The organism is Ruminococcus albus AD2013 (genome assembly GCF_000526775.1).
GTDB classification, from domain to species: domain Bacteria; phylum Bacillota; class Clostridia; order Oscillospirales; family Ruminococcaceae; genus Hominimerdicola; species Hominimerdicola alba_A.
Window position 1 is genome coordinate 2853745 of record NZ_JAGS01000001.1, and the last position, 18654, is coordinate 2872398.

Sequence of the window (18654 nt, forward strand, 5' to 3'; positions counted from 1 at the left end):
AACTCAAAGTTATGTATAAATCAAAAAATAAATAAGATCTTTACTATAAAAATAATGTGAATAGAAAGAACTTTTTTAACCTTGCTTTATCGTGTTTCAGGGAATATAGCGGTTGAATTTTACTTTAGCTTGTGTTATAATATAGCAAGATATTAACTGTTTTAAATGGGATGATCTTATCTATGTATTAAAGATATTTATGCTGAAATTGAAAGTCGTAGAATATTCCGATGATATAATTATTTATGGTGTATTAAGAAAAAAACTTGCAGAATTATAAGAGGTGACACGAATGTAGCCTAAGATGTACTATCATACGTAGAAAAAACTGATTTTTGTGTTCAGATTTTGATAACGGTAAAAATGTGGAATGTGATCGCGTTTTTCCTTAAAATAAAGGGCTTTGGGCGGGTTGGACCGAAGTTGAACATATACATTTCTTAAGATAATACAACCGCTGTCATCTGATCGGCTATCAGCTTACGGGTGAAAACGCTAACATCAGCAATTTGATTACAGGCACTCGTTATATGAATATCCAAGGAATGTTGCCTTATGAAAATAAGACTGCGAATTATATTAAATCAACCGGAAATCATGTAATGTACCGTGTAACACCTGTTTTTGAGGGAGACAACTTAGTTGCAACAGGTGTTTTGATGGAAGCATATTCGGTGGAGGATAAAGGTCAAGGTTTATGTTTTAACGTATTCTGCTGGAATTCACTACCGGGTGTTATAATTGACTATGCAACCGGCGACAATCGTCATGACGAGAACTATGATGTTAATATCCTCGATTCTATTGTAGAGGATATTGATGAACCGCTTGTTGTAGATAGTGAAAAAACTGATAATAGTGATGAACAATCGCAAACATATATTCTAAATACAAATACTAAAAAGATTCACTATCCGTGGTGTTCATCAGTCGATGATATGGCTGAACATAATAAGCAGGAGTTTGCCGGAGATATAAACGAACTCATAGGACAAGGTTACTCTCCGTGTAAACGCTGCAATCCAACGTGATAATCTTTGGGGGTGATTTTGATGTGTACTTGGTTCTATGCCAATCGTGATTATAAGCCTTTGGCAGATATCATTGATACGGCGGGGCAACTACCGCTTGCTGATCGTATTATGATCGCTATGGCAAAATCAAAGGCAATGTCAGGAGATATACGTCCAACTGATATGGCAACCGTTCTTGCACCTAATAGGCTAGGTAATGTGGCTGTATTTCCTATGATATGGGGATTTACACATGAGTCAACTTCTAAACCATTAATCAATTGTCGTATTGAAACGGCTGATCAAAAGTCCTTATGGAAAGATTCGTGGTTCAGACGAAGATGCGTGATCCCAGCGTCATGGTACTACGAATGGGGTATACCGCCATCAGAAGTTGGCTTCACTAACGAAAATGAACAGCGCAGAATTAAAAAAGAAAAGTACGCTATACAGCCCGAAGGAGCTGAAATCACATACCTCGCAGGATTATACCGCTTTGAAGAGCATAGGGGTATACAGATACCCATGTTCACTGTGATAACAAGAGAATCGGTTGACCCAGTAAGCAGGATCCATGATCGAATGCCCCTTATTCTAGAAAAGAATAATCTGACCGAATGGATACATCCAAACGGCGATCCATACAAGGTATCTAAAATGGCTCTTACAAAAATGGTTATGGAAAAGGCTATGGACTATGGACTATCCTGAAACAGAATATGAGATGAAATAACAGTAAAAAGGCGATTGAGTAAATCGCCTTTTTACTTACTCTAATAAAACATAAGAAATAAAAAACAGGGCGATTTACTCAACCACCCTGTTTTTTATCTTACTATCTTACTTAGATATCTTACATGAATCACCAACCCTTTTTAATTAAATAGCAAAGGGTTTCATGGAACGTATATTTAACACCGTTTATCTTAACTTTTCCTTTTGCAAGATGACCATCATCACCAGGATATGCGTAATACTGGTGACCGTTTTTAAAGCCAATAAAAAACCAACCGGTTTTCATTGCTGCATAATTAGGATCGTAAAGATTATCAGTTACTTCAAAATAATAATTTTTTCCATTTATTGTAGCAAATTGTGTCTTTGCAGCACCATTGGATTCAAAAAAATACCAACGATTATTGTACTTTCTCCAACCTGTCACCATATAACCATTATCAGGATCAAGTAAATACTTTTTACCGTCATCTCTTATAATTCCAGTTTGCATCCAACCTGCACTATCAAAATGATACCATTTACCGTTTATATATTCCCAGTCATTCTTAGTATAAGTGCCATCATTGTGTTTGTACCACCATTTACCGTTTCCTGCCTTAATCCATTTACCTGGTTTGGATTTAGCAGCCTCAGCTGTAATCTGAACACTAGGCATTGTCTTTGTTAAAGTATTAGACAAGCCAAGCATTGGAGCAGCAGAAATTGTAAGTGCCATAATTGCACCTATGATTCTTGTTTTTATCATAATATTTCTCCTTTTTGATAAAATTGTTATTCAAATAACAATTTTATTATACATCCATGGTTCTGAAAAGTCAAGAAATCTTTATATAAAAAGCAATAATTGAAAGATTTTGAAAAAAATGGATACTTCGACCGCAAAAATTGTTAAAGAACATTACTGTTTGCTAGAATGAATATGTAGTTCTATTATGGAATAAATTTTGCATTCATTACTATTAACTAGAGATGCAATCGTTTTTCATAGTTTTACAATAAATATAGTAAAGATTATGTTTTTGCATATACAAATTGTACACTTTGCAGCAGTAATAACTTTTTGTATCTCAATACAAATAATATATAAATTTTGTTGATTTTCACAGGAACTGTGGTTGACTTTTGGCGTATTTTTGTGGTATAATATATAAAAAAGACAAATTACTGCTTTTTTCTATCGAGATATGGAGGTGAAGTTCGTATGAAAAATAGCTACACTGTATTAGCTTTGATTGGCTGTTTATTGCTATCAAGCTGCTCGGCAGAGAAAGTAAAAGAGAAGCCTGACGAGCTGATGAAACGGTATCTTCTTCATGACAACGACCAGTATAAAGCATACATTAACATGAAAAATGCTAATGAGGATAAAATAGATGCTGACGGCTACTACATTGATGATGAAGTCGCTCAGATGGAACTCGATAATCATCCGGGTATGGTTCATGTTTCTTTTGCTTCTAACAGTCTGCTCAACGTCACATACTACACTGATCCGGAGCATAAAGAAGTCATTGACAAGAAGAACTGCTTTGTGTATCCGGGAGATACAATATACGCTAAGGTTGATGCTACAAGCCTTGTTCAGTCAAATACATACGAGTTTAAGGGCTTCACAATGGCTGTATTTGACGGAGATCAGGCGAATTTCAACTACGCTTCTTCCACTGAGGATAATATTACTATCCCTTCTGACTTGCAGTATAGAGAAATAAGCATTATCCCTGACGGCGCATATAAAAGCAGAAACCTGTCATTTCAGGCTGAATATAGGGATATTGACGGAAATACTATCTCGCTATCACCCGTATGGACTGTCAATGTAGGTGAACAATCCTACTCTACAAAATCGGATAGCTATTCTGTTGAAGCTAATGCCGTTTTTCGTGTAAAAGCTCAATTTAATCCCAATGAATATTATCTTATGAAGGACGAGTGCGAGCCACAATGCGAGTCATATAGCGATGAAACAGGAATAGTAACATTCACACAATATGATGCTCAAAGTGCTGTCGATGACTATAAATTGGTCTTTGGCAAAAAATTTGATATTAGGATAGACAGCGTTTCAGCTACGGCTCCGGTAACAATATGGATTGATGGAAAGAAATATGAGCCTGATTATCCTTTGATTGCATCTGCAAAACTCGATGCAAAAGTCCGTATTGAATCTACTGGAACAATTACAGGCGTAGGTACTACAAAAAATCTTATCAGATCATCAGAGAATGGCTATGTATACTCTGTATACAACGAGTCAGAAGCCTTTGAATTTGATCCTGCTGCTTACACCTATACCAATGGAAAAGTCATTTTCTATGATAGTGAGCATAATGAGATAACAAAAGCAACAAGCTTGAATATAGGCGATGTTATCTACTATGTGGGCAAGCCAAATGACGGCTATACGTTCAATATGGGCGATAAAGAGAAGAAAATCAATGTTGATTCCAATATTGATTATATGCTGAAGAATGAGCTGAAATTCACCCAAAAACAGAAGATTGACCTTCCTCAGCCTGATAAGGGTGGTACGATCACCTATTATCTCAATGGCAAGGAAGTCAAAGATGATAAATCATTCTTCGCAGCGGGTACGGATAAGCTGACCGCAAGTTTCAAGCCTGCGGAAAGATATAAGGTAAATAATCTGTCCGATCAGGCAGAGTGTATCGTCAACACAACGGATCATCGCATAAAATTCAAGAATAATGATGGAGAAACCGTATCAATAGACGATGTTTTCGCACTGAGTTCTACTCAGAAGGCAAATCTTACGGTTGAGCTTGAAGATACGGTTGGAACTGAAATCAAGTTCAATATCTATAACGGAACAAATGAACCTATAAACAAGAAGAAGTCCTATATTTCAAAGGATTTGTTTTATAGTTTTAGAAATCCTCTCGGTATTGACGATAATCAGATTCTGAATGATAAGAAGGTTGAAACCGTATCCGGACTAAAAATATCCGTATCAGACTGGAGTCCTCTTAAAAATGAAGCAATAAGGATCGATGTTACCAAGAAGAATGCTTCAAAGAAAAAGACTATTGAAGTTTATTACATATTAACAGGCAGCGGTTCTCAATCAATAAGCACTGATTCAGGTGATAGCACCTATTACACTGACATTGATATTGAGATCAGCAAGGTCAAAGGTTCAAAATTTAATGCTCAGGATTATACTTATGATAACGGACAGGTTGTTTTTGCTTTTGATGATACAACAGGTAAGGAAACGCTTAGAAACGGAGATTTTGTCGATAATTCAAGAAAACTGAAAATCACATTGACCGCTAATGCGAATTATCAATTGTACGAAAAGAGCATGAAACCATTCAGTAAGAGCTATAATGCTGTTGACAAATACGTCACTACTTGTAAGTATAACAAGTTAGATAAAGAATTCTCCAATATGAAATCCAAAACAAAAATTGATAATTAAGCGAGTGAGGTGAGGTTAATGCCTACTACAACAACTACTAAGAATAAGCCCAAGAAAAGCAAAATGCCCATTGGCAAGCTCATAAAGAAGGTATCAGCCGATATTTTGCTTGCTGCGATAACAGCCGCATCAGTATGTGTCTTGGTATATTTTATCTCGGCTTATATACGAGCAGAAGAAATAGGCGGAGGAATTGGCACGACAGCAGGACGGGCCGCAGGACGACTCACCGGTTCCTATGAAGGCATCACTCAAGGTTTAGCTGAGGGTGCTGAGGAGGGCAAAGAAGAAGGTCTTTCAGCCAAAGATACCGAGGTCGATGTTGGTAATAAAGTTCAGACTATGGGTAAATTAGAGGTTTTATCTGCTTCAGTTGTAATGCACGATCTGTTAGAAATCAGCGATAAATACAAAACCCTATTAGCCTTTTATGGTGATATTACTTTTACCGTAGACCTGTATAATGCTGAAATCACTCCCAATGGCAATATATATGAAGTTATACTACCAATGCCCGAAGCAACACTGAGAATTGATGATAAAAAGAGTGAACAACTCGATTCCTACATGAAGCATAGTTGGTCGGGTAGCAACGAGGACGGATATACCGCTGTGATGAACAGTATTAAGGAATTAACTCTCAATGCCGAGGAGACGGTTACAAATTACGATCTTCTCAAAGATTCGGCAATGAGTTCTGCGGAAAAACAAGTAACTTTTCTGATACAATCTGCAACAAAGGAGGAGGTCGTGATTCATGTCAGCTTCAAGGACAGCAACACGGAAGAATAACGGCAAGGTTCTAAAAATCCTCGCTGTCATAATCATCTGCCTTGTGGGTAGTGGGCTGCTTTTCTACTTGTTTGGCACTAACGCAAAGAATTCATGCAAGGAGAGCTTTGCAACAGCTTATGATGAAACAAAGCAAAAGACTTACGATCAATTCAAGCAAAAGGCTTTCGATTACTTTGAAGCAAAGAACCATGTTAGTAATCAGGCAACACTTACTATCGGTAACATCAAGGAAGAAAACTCTTTAGAGGTTTTAAGCGTAAGTGATAGCTGGGTTAAAATCTCTGAGCCTGATAAGGATGCTGATAAAACTACTCGTTGGGTAGAATTCAATGCTACGGGCGTATATACTGTAGATATGAGCGTCAGTGAATTCATCATTGATGATTATAACAACTATATCCTCGTCAAGCTAAAAACGCCCCAGCTTAGTCATATAGCACTCGATACCAATACAAAAGCCTATCTGTATAAATACGAAAAAGGTTTCTTTGAGCTTAATGGCGATTATGATTCAGGAGTAAAGATGATGCTTAATGACCGAGCAGAAGCATTGGACAAGCTCACTGAACAACTCGAAAATAATGATTCCAATCTCGCAAAAGCTAAGACGTCCACCGAAAACCTTATTAGAACATTCATAAAGAATGTTAATCCCGGAATGAATTTGAAGGATAGTGATATTCAGATCGTATTCACATAAGAGATAAGATGTTGGTGATGATATGAGTTTGAATTACTTTGATTATTATATTATCGGCATCAATATTTTAGGGTTTATACTGTTTGCTATCAATACTTGGCTATATAACAACACTTCTGATAAAGAGATTGATAAGGTCATTACCGTAGTATCATTCCTCGGTGGTTCGTTAGGTATAGTCATTTCTATCTTAGTATTTGACAGAAAAGGACTGAAGGGCGGACAGAAGAAAGAAATTATGATGTCGAGAGTTTTCATAGCCTCTCTTTTCATAATACAGCTAATACTGTTCCTGATAATCAAAGGCTACATAAAAAATGATATAAGCCTTGCCTTTTGGAATTTCTTTGATAATCACAAGCTATTACTGATCTATATCGTTGTCATAAATCTAATCACATTTATCGTATTCGGCATAGATAAGCATAAAGCTGAACAGAGAAAATCAAGAATTCGCATCGTGACGCTGCTGATATTATCATTTATTGGCGGTTCAATAGGTGGTTTAATAGCGATGTATCTATTTCATCACAAAACTAAAAAGGATTATTTAACTGTTGGATTGCCATTGATGATAATAATGCAGGTGTTTGTTGTGTTCTATCTAATGAATGGTAGTTTAAATTAAACTTTGAGAGTCCAGTAATGACTTCAAAGTTCCCCATACCATAACGAAACAGCGGTCAACCATTTTCGGCTGACCGCTTCTGTTATTTATAAAATTCTAATCACGAAAACTCCCTCAAAGCTCACCTTAGGCCACAAGTTATTGACATACTTGTTTTATGTTTTATAGTAAAAAAGCACCCCTTGTTACCGCTCCATTTATTTGTCATCCAGAAGTGAACGTATCTTGTCACACAGATACTCGTTCTGTCGAGGTGCAGACACTCTATTTTGTCAAGATGACCACTCTATTTGTCAGGGCAGAATGCTCCTGAGAAAACAACATCGATAAACCAAAAACAAAACGGTATCTTCCCGACCTTGTGTCCGGGAGGATACCGTCTTTTATTCTTGATCGACATGAACTGCACAACAATGACGGCTATATCTGCTCGTCATGTCCTTATGAACCTTTCCCATTCTGAACCAAGTTTTTTGGCAGGGAGAATCTGTTTCTTATGCATTAAAAAAGAAAATTCCGGATTTGAATAATTATTTCTCCCGGCTTCTCCAAAAAATACGCCCACACCGTAATAAACGATGTGGGCGTATTTATTAGAAATAACAGGTGAATTTATTATAATAATTTTTTACCTTTGACGTGAGCTGCGATCATGATGATGTCGGTTACATTGATTATGCTGTCACCGTTAACATCAGCGGCTCTTGCTGCGGTTTTATCAAGTAATTTTTTACCCTTAACATGAGCTGCTACCTTAACTATGTCGGTAGTATTTATTTTGCCGTCAAAGTTTACGTCACCGAGTAGTGTAACTGTAACTGTAACTGTCAGATCCCGCCTGAGGGTATTGTAGTTGTCTGTATCTTCGGGAGTGTAGGTAGCTGCAAAAGAATTATTCCCAACATCGCCTACGCTGAGTGTATCATCGTTCCAAGCCCAGCCTACGGGGAGTTTAACATCTGCAAGTGTCTTGCCGGTAACGGCTGTCAGACCTGTTACTGCATCAGGTGTGGGGTCAGCCTTTGCAACATTAACAGTAACGTTCTGTTCTGAAGTATTATAGTTAGTATTTGAAGGTGTGAATACAGCCTTGAATGTATGCATGCCTGCATTGCCTACAGAAGTTGTAGTATCATCCTCCCAAGCCCATGTACCGTCATTGGCTGTAGGGAGTGTAACATTTGCGAGAGTCTGTCCGTAGATAGCATCCAGGTCTGTTACTTCATCGGGTGTCAGGTCAGCCTTTGCTATTGTGAAATCCACTGCTGCGGTCTTTTCTTCCACTGTGATGCTTGCGGTATAGTTGCCGGCGTCGGTGGGAGCAGTCGTGCTTTCCTCATAGACAGTGTTATCTCTGCCGACATACTTAATATCTGACTCCGCAACGGTCTTGCCGGTAACGTCGTTGAAATCAGTCAGCCCGGTCAGGGTCGCCGATGCGCTGCCTGTGCCGTCATAGGTGGTCAGAGTAGGTGCAGTGATAGTCAATGTGACCTTGTTTTCTGTCAAATCACATTTTCCTGCATCGCAGGTCGCCGTGATGACCGCATCGCTTGCGGTGTAGGTGAAATTGTGGGTGTGTGCTTTTACCGTGTAGTAAATTGTGTTGATATCGGGCGTGCCTGTAAAGGTTCCGCCGGTTTTATTGAACATATCGGTAAGAGCATAGGAAGATGCTGTTCCTTCTCCGGAAGAAGGAATTCTGTATTCGGTATTACACTCTTCTGTCTGCGTTGTTGACAGCATGATGCCGGTGCAGCCGTAAAACATACCAAAGTAACAATAATTTGCCAGAGTTGTTGCAGGCAGTTCAGGCGCTGTTGTCAGTCCGGTGCAGCCGTAAAACATAAAAGAGTAACAATAATTTGCCAGAGTGGTTGCAGGCAGTTTCGGTGCTATTGTCAGTCCGGTGCAGCCGGAAAACATACCAAAGTAACAAGAATTTGCCAGAGTTGTTGCAGGCAGTTCAGGCGCTGTTGTCAGTCCGGTGCAGCCGTAAAACATATAATAGTAACAAAAATCTACCAGATTTGTTGCAGGCAGTTCAGGCGCTGTTGTCAGTCCGGTGCAGCCGTAAAACATTCCTTCGTAACAAGATTCTGCCAGAGTGGTTGCAGGCAGGTTCGGTGCTATTGTCAGTCCGGTGCAGCCGTTAAACATATAATAGTAACAACAATCTGCCAGAGTGGTTGCAGGCAGTTCAGGCGCTGTTGTCAGTCCGGTGCAGCCGTTAAACATATAATAGTAACAAAAATCTACCAGATTTGTTGCAGGCAGTTCAGGCGCTGTTGTCAGACTGGTGCAGCCGTAAAACATAGCATAGTAACAAGATTCTGCCAGAGTGGTTGCAGGCAGTTCAGGCGCTGTTGTCAGTCCGGTGCAGCCGTCAAACATATTGAGATAACAGTCATGTGCCAGATTTGTTGCAGGCAGTTCAGGCGCTGTTGTCAGACTGGTGCAACCGTTAAACATATGACAGTAACAATAATCTGCCAGAGTTGTTGCAGGGAGTTCAGGTGCTGTTGTCAGACCGGTGCAGCGAAAAAACATATAACTAAAGCAATGAGAACCAATTGCAGCGTTATCGGGAGCCTGCCAATCCACCAGCGTCATGATATTACCGCTGCACGCTACTTTTCCGGTGATCGATACTTTGTGGGAGTTATCAAATATTTGTTTATTTTTATTAGTTCCGCGAAAATAAACGGTGTCACCGCTATTACCGAGCTGTATTGTCGTTCCGGTTGTATAATCGTTCCACTTTTCACCATTTGTTGAATACTGCAATACTGCACCTTCATGCAGCTTTATCGTAACTGAAGAGTTATCCTCTTGAGCCGTGAATGTCAGGGGCGTGTTCGACCCCGTGTCGGCATACGCCTTAAAGCTTGCCGCGGGCAGCATTGTCAGCACCATCAGGAGCGACAGTACGATCGACAAGAACCGTGTTTCGATACTTCGTGTTTTCATAATCATACCTCCTAAGTCAGTATTTTAATATACAACAGCGCACCCAATAGAAAAAACTTATCCCACAGAGTATGCTATTATTACCATATTTGTCTGTCCGATTATAACGATCCAGCATGGCTTTGTCAGCTTTCTTTTTGTATAATTAACATTTCATTAATGTAATTATTTTATCATCATTTAACTAATCTGTCAAGCTAATGTGAAATTAAATTTGAATTTATAACTTAAACCTTAGAAATGGTGACAAACGTTCAGGTGTGGAGTTGTGCAGAATGAAAGGAAAAAAGGAAAAATCAGGCATCCGTGCTTTGCAGATGCCTGATCAGTCAGTTTGTTTTCGATGTTTTTCATGGACAAAATACGGTATCTGTTCTTGACAAGATACGTTCACTTTTGGATGACATTTTGGAGGAGCGGTGACACCCCTGAAGATATGGTAATTGATCCTCTGTTTCGTCTGTATTAATTATTTTGGTATGGGTATGGATCAATTACACTATAAATGCTATCCAACTGAAACGGTGTTTTTATTATAAATAATACAATAATAAAGAGAGTATTGTATTCTTTGCTCATAGATAAAAAGACAGTGTCTATAGACACACTTTAGTAAATCTCATCAAGTTTTGTCATAGCAGTTTTCTTTTGTTCCTCGATGACGTGATAATAAAACTTCATCGTTATCGAAACATCGGAATGACCGAGAATCTCAGATACAACTTTAATATCTGTTCCCTGTCTAAGTAGCAGCGTTGCGAATGTATGGCGTAGAGCGTGAACAATGTCTTTCTTCCCGTTAATTCCGCAGTTTTTAAGGATTCGCGACATAGTGCGATGAATAGCACTTGGATCAACTAAAAGACCATTCTCCGTGGCAACTATCCTATCATTATCACCCATTATAGCGTGTATCTTTACTAAAGCATCAAGTGCTGTTTTATTGAGAGGAACATAACGAACTGAATTACGTGATTTGGGAGAATTTACAATCTTTTCATACTTCATGCTGCTGTCCCCTCTCGTTTTTACCGAAGAAACGCTGTTATGTACGTAAACTATTTTATTTGTAAAATCAACATCAGACCAACTAAGTGCAAGAGCCTCCCCAACACGCAGACCAGTGTTAAGCATAAAAACAATAAAATAACCGTACCTATACTTAAAACTGCCATTATTATAAGTTGAAATGGCTTCGGCAGCAATCGCCCTCGCCTGTTCGGGAGAGTAATATACTACCGTTTCATCAGATTTATTGTTTTTTGGAAGAACAACCGAAAGTATAGGATTCTTCTTTATATCACCTTTAATAACAGCAAGATCAAGACAACTTTTCAAATTAACATATGCTTTTTTCGTAGTACTATAAGAAGAACGTTCTGCTAAATCGTTAAGCATTATCTGTATATCATCACTAGTGAGTTTCCTCATCTTTATTCTACCAATAGCCGGAAAAATCTGATAATTAAGGCTTTGCTCGACCCGATCATATGACGAACGTTTCAAAATTGGTCGCTTGGTATTAACTAACCATTTAGTCATGTACTCTTCTACCGTATTGTTGCTCTGTTTCTCGAATAACATTAAATAATTCCTCCAAAAGTATATAATCCTGTATGCAAAAGCACAAGAAATATAATACCAAAAAGAGGAAAATTCGTCAATCTATAATACCAAAATTACATATGATATATCGAAAAATACATCTACGAGAAAAAAGAACAAACAAATTAAAATTTATTCAAAATTATTTTTTTTAAAGGCTTGACAAATAAAAAACGATGTGCTATAATACATACAGTGGGTAAGAACAACAAAACACCCACCTGTGGCTTAATTGAACTGCAATTCAAATAAGCCCATCAGCACAAATGCTTTCCGACAGCAGATGTGAGACTTTTACAGATGGATGCATCAATGTCCATGTTATGTATTATAGCATGGTTTTGATATATTTGTCAAGGAGTTTTCAGTATGCTTTTACGGGCAAGTGCTGAGAACTCTTTTCTTTTTCCCGTAAGACTTACGGATCCTACGGCTGACTCCAGTTGAACTGAATAGCCAGAGAGAGAAAGCAACCTCGACGAGACCTCAATAATTGCTGAACCATTCAGCTGCATTGAAACAGTTTGCATTTGCAAGCCTGCCTAATGGCAGCTACCTCAATGTGCGCCGTGACCACTTATTGACAGTAAGTGCAGCGAGTATAAACACTGTGGTGTGAGCTACCGGGGAGGTAATCGGGAAGTCATGGTCTGTATCGACTATGCAAAGGGCGTAGCCGACAGCAAGGTGTATTTGCTAAAAGAGTTTGTCACTCCTCAGAATACACTGATGACTAGGCGATCTAATTGATCTGCGTCAAAAGGAAAACTTTCAAGGCAATCAAAACAATTATTTCCGCTATGGAACAGCGGTTATAAATAAACCAACAGGCTGGTATAGCAAGTACCGCTTGTTGGCACAAATTCACTGAGATCAATGGACTTGTGCCAGCAAGTGAATTGCATACACTGTGTCTATAGACACACTTTAGATATGAAAAGCCCCCGCAAGGGAATTTCTTCCCTCACGGAGATAGCAGGGGCACCAAGGATCGAACTCGGGACACGCGGTTTTGGAGACCGCTGCTCTACCAGCTGAGCTATACCCCTAGATATAAAATTGAGAGTGGACCATCAGGGACTCGAACCCCGGACCCACCGGTTATGAGCCGGTTGCTCTGACCAACTGAGCTAATGGTCCATGTACAAAAAAACGCAAACTGAAGAAGTCAGCTTGCGGTCTTGGGAAATATGACCCGTGGGAGAATCGAACTCCCGTCGCCGGCGTGAGAGGCCGGAGTCTTAACCGCTTGACCAACGGGCCTTGACGCTGGTTTTCAGCGTTATGAAGTGCACCATCGGGGACTCGAACCCAGGACCCACTGATTAAGAGTCAGTTGCTCTACCATCTGAGCTAATGGTGCATATGCCAAAACACTCCGAAGAGTGTTTTGGGAGAGCCGGCGACAACTTATTTTCCCGGGCGGTCGCCCGCCGAGTATTTTCAGCGAAGATGAGCTTAACTTCTGTGTTCGGCATGGGAACAGGTGTGACCTCATCTCAATGATCACCGACTATTAATTGAGGACAATAACCTCAAAATTGAATAATGAAGGGTAATTTAAGGATTAACATAATTTAGGATAAGCCCTCGACCAATTAGTACACGCTAGCTTAATGCATCACTGCACTTACACTTTGTGCCTATCAACCTTGTAGTCTTCAAGGGGTCTTACTCATAAAGATGGGATATCTTATCTTAAGGGCGGCTTCACGCTTAGATGCCTTCAGCGTTTATCCGTTCCGCACATAGCTGCCCAGCTGTGCCACTGGCGTGACAACTGGTGCACCAGAGGTGCGTCCATCCCGGTCCTCTCGTACTAGGGACAGCTCCTTGCAAATATCCTACGCCCACGACAGATAGGGACCGAACTGTCTCACGACGTTCTGAACCCAGCTCGCGTACCGCTTTAATTGGCGAACAGCCAAACCCTTGGGACCGAATTCAGCCCCAGGATGCGATGAGCCGACATCGAGGTGCCAAACCTCCCCGTCGATGTGGACTCTTGGGGGAGATCAGCCTGTTATCCCCAGGGTAGCTTTTATCCGTTGAGCGACGGCATTTCCATTCACATACCGCCGGATCACTAACTCCAACTTTCGTTACTGCTCGAACCGTCATTCTCGCAGTTAGGCTCGCTTTTGCGTTTACACTCTGACGCATGGTTTCCATCCATGCAGAGCGAACCTTTGAGCGCCTCCGTTACTCTTTAGGAGGCGACCGCCCCAGTCAAACTGCCCACCTAACAATGTCCCCCGACTTGATTCAAAGCCGCAGGTTAGAACTCCAGCACTTCAAGAGTGGTATCCCAACAGTGACTCCACATCAGCTGACGCCAATGCTTCCCAGTCTCCCACCTATCCTGTACATGAAATACCGAAATCCAATATTAGGCTACAGTAAAGCTCCATGGGGTCTTTCCGTCTAGTCGCGGGTAACCGGCATCTTCACCGGTACTACAATTTCGCCGGGCGGGTTGTTGAGACAGTGCCCAGATCGTTACACCATTCGTGCGGGTCAGAACTTACCTGACAAGGAATTTCGCTACCTTAGGACCGTTATAGTTACGGCCGCCGTTTACCGGGGCTTCAATTCGATGCTCTCACATCTCCTCTTAACCTTCCGGCACCGGGCAGGTGTCAGCCCCTATACGTCATCTTTCGATTTAGCAGAGACCTGTGTTTTTGCTAAACAGTCGCCTGGGCCTATTCTCTGCGGCTTGATCACTCAAGCACCCCTTATCCCTAAGTTACGGGGTCAACTTGCCGAGTTCCTTAACAACCCTTCTCCCGTTGGCCTTAGAATCTTCTTCCTATCTACCTGTGTCGGTTTGCGGTACGGGCACCTTAGATATACATATAGCTTTTCTTGTCTCCGTCTATGATGACTTCTCTACTTATTTTCGATCCCTTACGACCGGGTCAACCATCGCCCGGCTTCATCACTTTCGAAGCGTCCCTATACTTAAATCTTTCGGTGGCTACGGAATTTCAACCGTATGTGCATCGGCTACGCCTTTCGGCCTGACCTTAGCCCCCGGCTTACCCTGAGCGGACGAACCTTCCTCAGGAAACCTTAGATTTTCGGCCATTATGATTCTCACATAATTCTCGCTACTCATTCCGGCATTCTCACTCGAATAAAGTCCACCAGCGCTTCCGCTCTGACTTCACCCCTTATTCGACGCTCTCCTACCACTGTCATTACTGACAATCCCAAGCTTCGGTGTACATTTTAGCCCCGTTGAATTTTCGGCGCAGGGTCACTCGACCAGTGAGCTATTACGCACTCTTTTAATGAGTGGCTGCTTCTAAGCCAACATCCTGGTTGTTTATGCAACCCCACATCCTTTTCCACTTAAATGTACTTTGGGACCTTAGCTGTGGGTCTGGGCTGTTTCCCTTTTGACTGTGAGACTTATCTCACACAGTCTGACTCCCATGAATCGATTATCCGGCATTCTTAGTTTGATAAGGTTCAGTAATCTTTCGACCCCTAGCCCATTCAGTGCTTTACCTCCGGTAATCTGTCATGAGGCTAGCCCTAAAGCTATTTCGGAGAGAACCAGCTATATCCGAGTTCGATTGGAATTTCACCGCTAACCACACCTCATCCCCGGCCTTTTCAACGGACGTGGGTTCGGCCCTCCATGGAGTTTTACCTCCACTTCAGCCTGGACATGGTTAGGTCACTCGGTTTCGGGTCTATTGCATACGACTTATTCGCCCTATTCAGACTCGCTCTCGCTTCGGCTCCGTGCCTTAAGCACTTAACCTTGCCGCATACAATAACTCGCCGGACCATTCTACAAAAGGTACCCGATCACCCATTGACGGGCTCTCGGTGCTTGTAAGCATAGGGTTTCAGGTTCTTTTTCACTCCCCTCCCGGGGTTCTTTTCACCGTTCCTTCACAGTACTATTCGCTATCGGTCATTAGGTAGTATTTAGGCTTGGAGGATGGTCCCCCCATCTTCCCACGGGGTTTCACGTGTCCCGCGGTACTCCGGATACAGCTCGCTGCTCTGACTTTTCGCTTACGTGACTCTCACACTCTTTGGTTCGTTTTCCCACACGATTCAACTAAATCATTACAATGCTAAATGCTGTCCAAAACCCCAAAGGTATTGCTACCTCTGGTTTAGCCTCTTCCGCTTTCGCTCGCCACTACTCACAGAATCTCGGTTGATTTCTCTTCCTCGCCCTACTTAGATGTTTCAGTTCAGGCGGTTCCCCCCATACAGCTATTTTATTCACTGTACAGTGCATGAGCATACTCATGCGGATTGCTCCATTCGGAAATCTGCGGATCACTAGATACTTGCTCTTCCCCGCAGCTTATCGCAGCTTATCACGTCCTTCATCGGCTCCTAATGCCAAGGCATTCTCCCTACGCTCTTATTAGCTTAACCTTAGAATTATGTTATCCTTAATGTTATGCTGATTGTAGTTTTCCCGACTAATTTCTTTTAGTCGTTTTCCTCATTTGCATTACTTTTAATATTGCTTCATTATTCAATTTTCAAGTTACTGTCAGAGGACTTTCGTCCTCAGTGGGCACAAGTGGACTCGAACCACCGACCTCACGCTTATCAGGCGTGCGCTCTAACCACCTGAGCTATGCGCCCAAACGAGTTATGTTCTTGCCTGTAGCTTGTCAGCTTTTCTCTCTGTCCTCGTCCCATGGTGGAGATGAGGAGGATCGAACTCCTGACCCCCTGCTTGCAAAGCAGGTGCTCTCCCAGCTGAGCTACACCCCCGTTTAAGGGACTCTTATGCTCTTTTAAAGATGCTTTAGACATCTTCAAAATTGAACAACCGACTGTTTCCACCACTTGCTGACCGGAGATTTGTTTATGAGAATTTTACTTCTCGCTTCTCCATAGAAAGGAGGTGATCCAGCCGCACCTTCCGATACGGCTACCTTGTTACGACTTCACCCCAGTCATCAATCCCACCTTCGACTGCTTCCTCCTTGCGGTTAGAACACAGGCTTCGGGTGTTACCGACTCCCATGGCGTGACGGGCGGTGTGTACAAGGCCCGGGAACGTATTCACCGCGGCATGCTGATCCGCGATTACTAGCAATTCCGACTTCATGTAGGCGGGTTGCAGCCTACAATCCGAACTAAGACTGCTTTTAGGGTTTTGCTCCACATCACTGTTTTGCTTCCCTCTGTTAACAGCCATTGTAGTACGTGTGTAGCCCAGGTCATAAGGGGCATGATGATTTGACGTCATCCCCACCTTCCTCCGTTTTGTCAACGGCAGTCCTGCTAGAGTGCTCTTGCGTAGCAACTAACAGTAAGGGTCGCGCTCGTTGCGGGACTTAACCCAACATCTCACGACACGAGCTGACGACAACCATGCACCACCTGTCTATACGTCCCCGAAGGGATTTCACATATCTCTATGCTATGCGTACGATGTCAAGACCTGGTAAGGTTCTTCGCGTTGCTTCGAATTAAACCACATACTCCACTGCTTGTGCGGGCCCCCGTCAATTCCTTTGAGTTTCAGCCTTGCGGCCGTACTCCCCAGGTGGATTACTTATTGTGTTAACTGCGGCACGGAAGGGGTCAGTCCCCCCACACCTAGTAATCATCGTTTACGGCGTGGACTACCAGGGTATCTAATCCTGTTTGCTCCCCACGCTTTCGAGCCTCAGCGTCAGTTAAAGCCCAGTAAGCCGCCTTCGCCACTGATGTTCCTCCTAATATCTACGCATTTCACCGCTACACTAGGAATTCCGCTTACCTCTACTTCACTCAAGAACTACAGTTTCAAGTGCAGTTCAGGGGTTAAGCCCCTAAATTTCACACCTGACTTGCAATCCCGCCTACGCTCCCTTTACACCCAGTAATTCCGGACAACGCTCGCTCCCTACGTATTACCGCGGCTGCTGGCACGTAGTTAGCCGGAGCTTCCTCCTTGGGTACCGTCATTATCGTCCCCAAAGACAGAGGTTTACAATCCTAAAACCTTCTTCCCTCACGCGGCATCGCTGCATCAGGCTTTCGCCCATTGTGCAATATTCCCCACTGCTGCCTCCCGTAGGAGTCTGGGCCGTGTCTCAGTCCCAATGTGGCCGTTCAACCTCTCAGTCCGGCTACTGATCGTCGGCTTGGTGGGCCGTTACCTCACCAACTACCTAATCAGACGCGAGCTCATCTTCCGGCAATAAATCTTTGATAGATAGGTCATGCGGCTTATCTATGTTATGGGGTATTAACAATCGTTTCCAATTGGTATCCCCCACCGAAAGGCAGATTGCTCACGTGTTACTCACCCGTCCGCCACTAGCTTGAAAGTGCAAGCACTCTTTCGCTCGTTCGACTTGCATGTGTTAAGCGTGCCGCCAGCGTTCGTCCTGAGCCAGGATCAAACTCTTAATTAAGTTGTATCCTAATACTCTCTTCAGAGTAATTATGATCTCAGTTTCGTTTCACTGAACGTTTGCATTTTATAGTCTTTGCTTGACTCTTACTTCGATTACCTCAAAGTATTTTCAAGGGTTTTCGTATTCTTGGTTGTTCAATTTTCAAGATGCCTTTTCGTCGTCTGTCTTTGTCAGACAACTCATTTATTATACCACACTTTTCTTCGTTTGTCAACCCCTTTTCAGAAGTTTTTTGAAGATTTTTTTGAACTCTTTTCAGAGTTCTTTGTGCGTTATAAGCTGTTTTATTATACCACATTTTTCTTCGTTTGTCAAGCCCTTTTCAGAACTTTTTTGAAGTTTTATTTCCGAGCTTAGTTCTTTTT

Annotated in this window: 9 protein-coding genes, 6 tRNA genes and 3 rRNA genes; 6 read left to right on the forward strand and 12 right to left on the reverse strand. The window is 41.9% G+C overall.

Annotation, left to right across the window (positions count from 1 at the left end):
• The first annotated feature begins 509 nt into the window (after positions 1-509).
• Together N773_RS0112720 and N773_RS0112725 are read left to right on the forward strand one after the other, a co-directional pair.
• Entirely contained in the window at positions 510-1031 is a 522-nt protein-coding gene (locus N773_RS0112720) for a DNA/RNA non-specific endonuclease (protein WP_024858136.1), read from the forward strand.
• A gap of 21 nt (positions 1032-1052) precedes the next feature.
• Positions 1053-1724: an SOS response-associated peptidase family protein gene (locus tag N773_RS0112725; protein WP_024858137.1), complete on the forward strand. Its 672-nt coding sequence runs from the start codon at positions 1053-1055 to the stop codon at positions 1722-1724.
• Positions 1725-1875: 151 nt separating this feature from the next.
• Here N773_RS0112725 and N773_RS20250 read toward each other — a convergent pair whose 3' ends face one another.
• Positions 1876-2496 carry an N-acetylmuramoyl-L-alanine amidase family protein gene (locus tag N773_RS20250; protein WP_024858138.1) on the reverse strand — a complete coding sequence of 207 codons (621 nt, stop codon included), beginning with the start codon at positions 2494-2496 and terminating at the stop codon, positions 1876-1878.
• 456 nt (positions 2497-2952) lie between these two features.
• On the opposite strand from N773_RS20250, the gene N773_RS0112735 reads away from it, so the two are divergent.
• From N773_RS0112735 to N773_RS22285, 4 genes are read left to right on the forward strand one after another with little or no spacing between them, the layout of a single operon-like run.
• Positions 2953-5193: a hypothetical protein gene (locus N773_RS0112735; RefSeq protein ID WP_024858139.1), complete on the forward strand. Its 2241-nt coding sequence runs from the start codon at positions 2953-2955 to the stop codon at positions 5191-5193.
• 18 nt (positions 5194-5211) lie between these two features.
• On the forward strand, positions 5212-5985 hold the full coding sequence (locus tag N773_RS0112740; protein ID WP_024858140.1) for a hypothetical protein: 774 nt from the start codon (positions 5212-5214) through the stop codon (positions 5983-5985).
• On the forward strand, positions 5951-6688 hold the full coding sequence (locus N773_RS0112745) for a DUF4230 domain-containing protein (RefSeq protein WP_024858141.1): 738 nt from the start codon (positions 5951-5953) through the stop codon (positions 6686-6688). The genes N773_RS0112740 and N773_RS0112745 overlap by 35 nt, the downstream gene beginning before the upstream one ends.
• 22 nt (positions 6689-6710) lie before the next feature.
• Entirely contained in the window at positions 6711-7316 is a 606-nt protein-coding gene (locus tag N773_RS22285; protein ID WP_155250896.1) for a DUF1294 domain-containing protein, read from the forward strand.
• A 615-nt stretch (positions 7317-7931) separates the two neighbouring features.
• Here the strand turns inward: N773_RS22285 and N773_RS0112755 are convergent.
• The 11 genes from N773_RS0112755 to N773_RS0112805 form a co-directional block, all read right to left on the reverse strand.
• A complete protein-coding gene (locus N773_RS0112755; protein WP_024858143.1) occupies positions 7932-10286 on the reverse strand; it encodes a dockerin type I domain-containing protein in 2355 nt (784 codons plus the stop codon).
• A gap of 609 nt (positions 10287-10895) precedes the next feature.
• Positions 10896-11870, reverse strand: a complete 975-nt coding sequence (locus N773_RS0112760; protein WP_024858144.1) for a tyrosine-type recombinase/integrase — start codon at positions 11868-11870, stop codon at positions 10896-10898.
• A gap of 997 nt (positions 11871-12867) precedes the next feature.
• Positions 12868-12940: transfer RNA gene (locus N773_RS0112765), tRNA-Trp, on the reverse strand.
• A gap of 17 nt (positions 12941-12957) precedes the next feature.
• Positions 12958-13031: transfer RNA gene (locus tag N773_RS0112770), tRNA-Ile, on the reverse strand.
• Between the two features lie 51 nt (positions 13032-13082).
• Positions 13083-13154: transfer RNA gene (locus tag N773_RS0112775), tRNA-Glu, on the reverse strand.
• 27 nt (positions 13155-13181) lie between these two features.
• Positions 13182-13254, reverse strand: a tRNA-Lys gene (locus N773_RS0112780).
• A 34-nt stretch (positions 13255-13288) separates the two neighbouring features.
• Positions 13289-13405 (reverse strand): 5S ribosomal RNA (gene rrf / locus N773_RS0112785).
• 64 nt (positions 13406-13469) lie between these two features.
• A 23S ribosomal RNA gene (locus tag N773_RS0112790) occupies positions 13470-16301 on the reverse strand.
• Positions 16302-16443: 142 nt separating this feature from the next.
• Positions 16444-16517: transfer RNA gene (locus tag N773_RS0112795), tRNA-Ile, on the reverse strand.
• Between the two features lie 56 nt (positions 16518-16573).
• A tRNA-Ala gene (locus tag N773_RS0112800) sits at positions 16574-16649 on the reverse strand.
• 126 nt (positions 16650-16775) lie between these two features.
• Positions 16776-18286, reverse strand: a 16S ribosomal RNA gene (locus N773_RS0112805).
• Together the 16S, 23S and 5S rRNA genes with 6 tRNA genes alongside form the textbook arrangement of a ribosomal RNA operon.
• Between the last annotated feature and the right edge of the window lie 368 nt (positions 18287-18654).